Origin of the sequence: Streptomyces sp. NPDC051183 (assembly GCF_040682455.1) — a bacterium.
Classification (GTDB): domain Bacteria; phylum Actinomycetota; class Actinomycetes; order Streptomycetales; family Streptomycetaceae; genus Streptomyces.
This window is the reverse complement of sequence record NZ_JBFBBA010000038.1, coordinates 75,599-81,891: the sequence shown is the minus strand read 5'-3', so window position 1 is coordinate 81,891 and position 6,293 is coordinate 75,599. Positions and strand designations below refer to the sequence as shown.

Annotated in this window: 7 protein-coding genes; 3 read left to right on the top strand and 4 right to left on the bottom strand. The window is 74.2% G+C overall.

All coding sequences use genetic code 11. From position 1 onward, the window contains the following. Positions 1 to 145: 145 nt before the first annotated feature. Positions 146 to 652: a gluconokinase gene (locus AB0M99_RS28915; protein WP_365925502.1), complete on the bottom strand. Its 507-nt coding sequence runs from the start codon at positions 650 to 652 to the stop codon at positions 146 to 148. A gap of 137 nt (positions 653 to 789) precedes the next feature. On the opposite strand from AB0M99_RS28915, the gene AB0M99_RS28910 reads away from it, so the two are divergent. Further along, complete coding sequence (locus AB0M99_RS28910; RefSeq protein ID WP_365925500.1) at positions 790 to 1,500, top strand: FCD domain-containing protein; 711 nt, start codon at positions 790 to 792, stop codon at positions 1,498 to 1,500. Positions 1,501 to 1,564: 64 nt separating this feature from the next. Here AB0M99_RS28910 and AB0M99_RS28905 read toward each other — a convergent pair whose 3' ends face one another. Together AB0M99_RS28905 and AB0M99_RS28900 are read right to left on the bottom strand one after the other, a co-directional pair. After that, positions 1,565 to 2,473, bottom strand: coding sequence for an NAD(P)-dependent oxidoreductase (locus AB0M99_RS28905; RefSeq protein ID WP_365925498.1), 909 nt, complete (start codon positions 2,471 to 2,473; stop codon positions 1,565 to 1,567). Between the two features lie 48 nt (positions 2,474 to 2,521). Beyond that, on the bottom strand, positions 2,522 to 3,553 hold the full coding sequence (locus AB0M99_RS28900; protein ID WP_365925496.1) for a hypothetical protein: 1,032 nt from the start codon (positions 3,551 to 3,553) through the stop codon (positions 2,522 to 2,524). A gap of 154 nt (positions 3,554 to 3,707) precedes the next feature. Between AB0M99_RS28900 and AB0M99_RS28895 the strand changes: the two genes are divergently transcribed. Continuing rightward, a complete protein-coding gene (locus AB0M99_RS28895) occupies positions 3,708 to 4,523 on the top strand; it encodes a hypothetical protein (RefSeq protein ID WP_365925494.1) in 816 nt (271 codons plus the stop codon). A gap of 214 nt (positions 4,524 to 4,737) precedes the next feature. Beyond that, complete coding sequence (locus tag AB0M99_RS28890; protein ID WP_365925492.1) at positions 4,738 to 5,424, top strand: lysophospholipid acyltransferase family protein; 687 nt, start codon at positions 4,738 to 4,740, stop codon at positions 5,422 to 5,424. A 66-nt stretch (positions 5,425 to 5,490) separates the two neighbouring features. Here the strand turns inward: AB0M99_RS28890 and AB0M99_RS28885 are convergent, their stop codons facing one another. Beyond that, positions 5,491 to 6,207, bottom strand: a complete 717-nt coding sequence (locus AB0M99_RS28885) for a hypothetical protein (RefSeq protein WP_365925490.1) — start codon at positions 6,205 to 6,207, stop codon at positions 5,491 to 5,493. Between the last annotated feature and the right edge of the window lie 86 nt (positions 6,208 to 6,293).

Genomic DNA, 6,293 nt, shown 5'->3' with positions numbered 1-6,293 from the left:
AATGTCCTCTGGGCGATGATCCGTGACGGACAGTGCTACCACGGGTCACTTCCCGTCACGGCAGCCGCTTGACTTCAGCATTGGGATGTTCCTTCGTTCTCGGGTGTTGGGGGGAGAGAGTCGGGTGCTTAGTGGGAGAGGGCTGTCAGTGCACGGGGAGCCGGCGCAGGGCTGCCAGTGCCCGCTCGGTGATCTCTTCCGGGGTTCCCGAGACGTCGACGGCCACGCCGAGTTCGTCCGCCTGGAGCGGCTCCAGCGTCGCGAACTGCGAATCGAGCAGGGTCGTGGGCATGAAGTGGCCCTTGCGGGCGGCCATCCGCTTCTCGATCAGCGGGCGCTCACCGGTGAGATGTACGAACACCGCCTCGGGAGCGGTGGCGCGCAGCCGGTCGCGGTAGGCCCGCTTGAGGGAGGAGGCCGCGACCACTCCGCCGCGGGCGCCGGCCCGGTTGCGGATCCACTCGCCGATGGCGTCCAGCCAGGGCCAGCGGTCCGCGTCGTCCAGCGGGGTCCCGGCGGACATCTTGGCCACGTTGGCCGCGGGATGGAAGGCGTCGCCCTCCGCGTACGGGATGCCCAGCGCGTCCGCGAGCAGTGCGCCCACGGTCGTCTTGCCCGTGCCGGCCACGCCCATCACCACAATGACGCGCATCACCGCGTACCTCGCTGTCCTCGTCGACATCGGTTCGTGTGGGCACCACTGAAGCCTATTAAGTAGTACTTATTCAAGGGATCGGCGATAAAACATCACATCTTTTGTTCGGTGGGGCGTCACCGTACGCTTACGCCATGACCACAGAAGGCAGTCCTGTACAGGGGCTTCACTCCCGCGTGCTGGACACCCTCGGGCTCGCCATCACGGCGGGGGAGCATCCGCCGGGCAGTGTCCTGCGCACCGATGAGATCGCCGAGGACTTCGAGGCCTCCCGGACGGTGGTCCGGGAGGTCGTCCGCGTCCTGGAATCGATGCACCTGGTCGAGTCCCGGCGCCGGGTCGGCGTCACCGTGCGCCCCACCGAGGAGTGGAACGTCTACGACCCGCGCGTCATCCGCTGGCGCCTCGCAGGCACCGACCGGCCGCGCCAGCTGCGCTCCCTCACGGTGCTGCGCTCCGCGATCGAGCCGGTGGCGGCCGGGCTCGCCGCCGCCCGGGCCACCCCCGAGCAGTGCGCCGCGCTGACGGAGGCGGCCCTCGGCATGGTCCGCACCTCGCGCGGCCACCAGTTGGAGGGCTACCTCCACCACGACATCGCCTTCCACCGGATCGTGCTCGACGCCTCCGGGAACGAGATGTTCGCCCGGCTCGGCGACGTGGTGGCCGAGGTCCTGACCGGCCGCACCGAGCACGAGGTGATGTTCCACGACCCGGATCCGGCCGCCGTCACCCTGCACGTCCAGGTGGCCGAGGCCGTACGGGAGGGGGACGCGGCCCGCGCCGAGGCGCTGACCCGGCAGATCGCCGTGGGCGCGCTGGAGGAGCTCGACGTACTCGCTCCGTGAGGACTCCCCCGGGGCTACGGGCTACGGGCTACGGGCTACGGGGCCGCGGGCCGTGCGCCACGGTCTACGGGGTGTCGGGGAACCCCGCGAAATACCCCGCCGCCATGTCCTCGGCGCCGTGGCCCTGGGCGTCCGCGCGCTCGAAGCGGGCGCGCGCGGCGACCGCCAGGTCCACCGCGATGCCCGCCTCCGCGGCGGCCTCGGCGATGAGGGCGGTGTCCTTCGCCGCGCCCTGGACCGTGAAGTTCGGGGCGAAGTCCCGGTCCAGGACCGCCCGCATCTTCGCCTGGAGGTACGCGTTGTCCATCGGCCCGCCGGTCACCGCCTCGGCGAAGAGCTCCGGGTCCACGCCGAGGCCTTCCGCCAGCGCGAGGGCCTCGCCGACCGCCGCCGTCACCGTGATCGCGTAGCCGACGGTCGCGAGCTTCAGGCGGGTCGCCGTGCCCGGCTCGTCCCCCAGCCGCAGGATCTTGTTGCCGACGGCGGCGAAGACCGCGTCCAGCCGCGCGTCGGCCGGCCCGGAGGTGAGCACCACCAGGGTTCCGGCCTCGGCGGGCTGCCGGGTGCCCTGGACCGGGGCGTCCACGAAGACGAGCCCGTGCTCCCGGGCGAATCCGCCCAGTTCGTCGAGTGCGGCCACGCCGACCGTGCCCATCTGGGCCCACACCTGCCCGGCGTGCAGCCCGGGTACGGCCGCGGTCATGGCCCGGGCCACCGCGGCCCCGTCGTTGAGCATGGTCAGCACCACCTCGGCCCCGGCCACCGCCTCGGCCGGCGTGTCCGCGACCACCGCCCCTTCGGCGGCCAGCGAAGCGGCCTTCTCCCGGGTCCGGTTCCACACCCGTAGCCCGTGCCCGGCTCGGAGCAGGTTCCGGGCCATGCCCGAGCCCATGATCCCGGTCCCCAGCAGCGCGACTGCGCTCACGGCGTCACTTCCCTTCCGGAAACGTCCAGTACGCCAGTCTCCGCCCATGATGTCCTCATCGGGGTCGGCGCGAGCCGGGACGCGGGCGGGGCGGCCCTACTGGACGCTCCAGCGGTGCGGGTGTCCGGGGTCGGTTGGGCAGGCGAAGACGTTGAGTTCGCCGTGGTTGCCCACGACGACGGCAGTGGGTTCGGCCACCGGGCGTACGGGCACGCCCTGTTCCTCGACGGGTGCCCAGCTCTGACTGCCCCCGTCCCACTCGGACGTGTCGACGGTCAGCAGGAGGTGCATCGGCGCGGCGCAGGCGCGGCAGTCCATCGGGGAGGGATCGGTGCGGTGCCAGGAGGCGAAGCCGCCGACGCGCCAACCGGGCGGGATCGACAGGTCGTACTGGTAGCCGGGCGGCTCGGCCGCGCAGTCGTCGTCCGCTTCCTCGGCAGCCTCCTCCAGGGCTTCCTCCCAGGCGTCGATCCGGGCGCACAGGTGCTCGGGCAGAAGCCCGGCGAAGGGGTACGTGGACACCTGTTCCGGGTGCAGCACGCACGGTTCGGGCACGTACCCGGCGTAGCCGACCACCGGCGGCCGCGGAGGCTCGGCCAGTACGTCGGCGACCTCCGCCGAGTTGCGCCGGCGCAGGTGGAGCAGCATGCCGTAGCGGGTGGGTCCGTGGGCGTCGAAGGGGCACCAGAACAGCTGGAGCAGGTCGCATCCGTCCGGCCCGGCCGGCAGGTCGGGGAGGTCGCGCCGGTAGAACTGCGCGACGCCGAGCATCGGCAGCGGATCGGTGTCGCTCATCTCCGGCACGCGGTGGGCGCGTTCCAGCGTCTCCAGGAGCTGCCGCTCGTCCTCGGCGAGACCGGCGTACGGTCCTCTCGCCCGTGCGGCAGCCCGGACCTGCCGCTCCCGGCGGATGTCCTCGATGCGCCGTCCGCGGCCGCGGCCGTGGGCTTCCGTGCAGACCGGCCACGGCTCGTCCCCCGGCCACGGCATCGGCCCGCCGACCGAGCTCTGCGACACCTCCGGGGTACCCGGGCGCGGGTGCAGCCGGGTGGTCGTGCCGCGGTGCGCGGCCAGTTCCGGGAAGAGCGCCTCGACGTCGAGCGGGCGCGGCGGTGTGGTCCTGGTCATGCACGTGACCCTAGATGAGGAGAGGGGTGTAAGGTCCGCATTAATTGAACGCGTTCAATGGGTGGTGGGGGGACTTGGCGTGTGGGACCAGGTGGGCACAGCGCAACGGCGACGCACCGAATCCTGGAGCGGCATCGCACCAGGCGCGGAGACCGTGGCGGGAGCAGTGCTCCTGTGCGCCGTGATGTACACGCAGCTCTCCGCGCCTGCGGGAGACCCGTACGGCCGGGGCTACGGCGGTGCCATCGCCCTGCTCTTCTGGCTGGTCGTCATGTGCGTCCTCGGCCCGGTCGTCGCGGTCCTGCTGGGCCTTGCCCACAGCCTGCTCTTCAGCACGCCGGTGATGGTGGCCACGAACGCCGTGGGCGTGCGCACCGGGATCTCCGCAGCCTGGTGGGCCCTGCCGGCCGTGGGTCTGCTCGCGGCCGGGTACGCCGCACCGGTCTGCCTGCTCGTCGGCACCTCGTACGCCGCCGCGTTCGGCTGGATCGCGGCAGTCGGGGCGCTGCCCGTGGGGGTCGCGGTATTCGCGCGGATGCGGCAGGTGCCGAGGGCCAGGGTGCGGCGCTGGGCTCTTGGGTCGATCGCCCTCGGGGTGCTGGCCACCTGCTTCCTCGGAACCACGGCCCCGGCGTACCGGCCGCCGGTCCTCCAGCGCGCCGACTACATCGGCGAGTGGGCGGGCGACGGCGTCCGCCTGGAACTCGGCACGGGGGGCGAGGCGACGGCGGAGAAGCTGCCGGTCCACGACGGGTTCGAGATCGTGGACCGCTGCTCGGGACACGGGACCTGGGAGCCCGAGGAGGAGGCGTACGACCGCCGGGCGGGCGTGACCCTGAGCCTCCCCGACTGCACGGGCGCGAGGCTGAGCTGGGAGGTCGCGGGGACGAGCGAGCGGCCGGAGTTGTTCGTGCTCATGGGCGATCCGGACGCCGGCGAGGTGGCCGTGCTGCGGAAGCTGGCCGGGTAGCCCGAGCCCGCGGGGCCGCGGCGGGCGGCTTCCGGCGACCGGCCGCAGCACGCACCCGCCAGCCCGGTCCGCCCGGCCGCAGCACCCCGGCCGGGCGGACCGGCCCAGGTCCCCAGGCGGGGCTGAGTACGGCTACTCATGCCCCGTCACCCGCCCGGCCCGACCATGGACCGCACCACCGCATCACCGCAGCGCCACCCGAACGGGGCCGTCCATGCTCAGCCGAATCGCCGCCGCCGTCCTGCCCGCCTTCGGGCGGCTGACGGTCTCCGCCGACCCCGCGGCGCTGCCCGCCGCCGGCAGCATCATCGTCGCCAACCACACCTCCCTCGCCGACCCCGTCGTCGTGGTCGCGGCCCTCCGGCGCTACGGGATCGACCCCGTCATCCTGGCCACCGGAGGGCTGTGGCGGGTCCCGTTCCTCGGGCCGGCGCTGCGCCGCGAGGGGCACATCGCCGTCCACCGCGGCACCACCCGCGCCCGCGACTCCCTGGACGCCGCGGCCGCGGCCCTCGCCGCCGGGCGCAGCGTGCTCATCTACGGCGAAGGCCGCCTGCCGGAGCGCCTGGACGCGGGGGAGTCCGCCCCGGGCCCCTTCCGCAGCGGTCCGGCCCGGCTCGCGGCCGCGACGGGAGCCCCCCTCGTGCCGGTGGGCCAGGCAGGCGCCCGCCGGCTGTGCTCCGGCAGCCCGGGCAAGCAGCTCGCCGGAGCCGTCACCGCACCGCTGCGGCGGCCCTGCGTGCACGTCCACCTCGGCGCGCCGCTCCACCTCCCCGACCCGGTGCCGGAGGCGACGGACCGCGCGCGCAGGGCCGTCACCGCCGCGTGGCGGACCGCGGTGCTCGCCCTGGGCGAGCCCGGCCAGGGGCACCGGGAGCCCCCGCGCTCGCGCGAGCGGTAACCCGGCAGCGGGCCGCCGACCAGCAGCACCGCGGGCCTCGCGCCGCACCGGTCCGCCCGGGCGCGCTCAGCGGGTGGTGTGCGGCAGGTACACGTGGGTGGCGGCGGTCCGGTCGCCGTCGGTGTCGACGAAGTACACCATCAGCGGAGTGCTGCCGGTCGGCCCGCCGGCCGTCGCGCGCAGCCGGTAGCGCTCGGTGCGGACCGCCTCGCGGGCGAGCGGGGCGCCGCCCGTGTACATGGACTCGGGCATGTGGTCGTTGGCGATCCGCAGGGCGGCGGCCTTCCAGGTGCCCGAGGACGCGTCGAAGCGCTCCAGCGCGAAGCCCGGCCCGCTGCCCGGCGGGTCTCCGGGTTCGCCGACGAGGAACTCCATCTGGAAGGCGACCAGCAGGTGCCCGTACGCGGCCGAGTTCCCGTTGCGCAGGGTGACGGTGAACTCCTGGGCGGGGCCGCCGCGTACCAGGGCCAGTGCGCCGCCCCGGGTCTCGACCGAAGCCTTCAGCCGGGTCGGAGCGGGCGGCGGGGCCGGGGTCGACGGCCGTGACGCGGAGGGCGAGGCGGCGACTGCGGGACTGGGGGACACCGACACTGGCGCCGGGGCCGATACGGACGCGGAGGCGGATGGGGACGGAGAGGCCGACGCGGAGGTCGACGGCGTCGGCGACGCCGTGGCCCTCGCGGCCTTGCCGCCCTCGTCCTCGCATCCGGTGGCGCCCACCAGCAGGACGGCGGCCGCAGCAACCGTGGACAGGACCCGGCCGGGTCGGGCAGGTGCAGGCATGGACGGGTCCCCAGGGTCGGCTGAGGCTCGAACGTAACAAGCGGGCGCCCCGCCGACGAGATCGGGCGGGCTTCGGGGCGGCGACG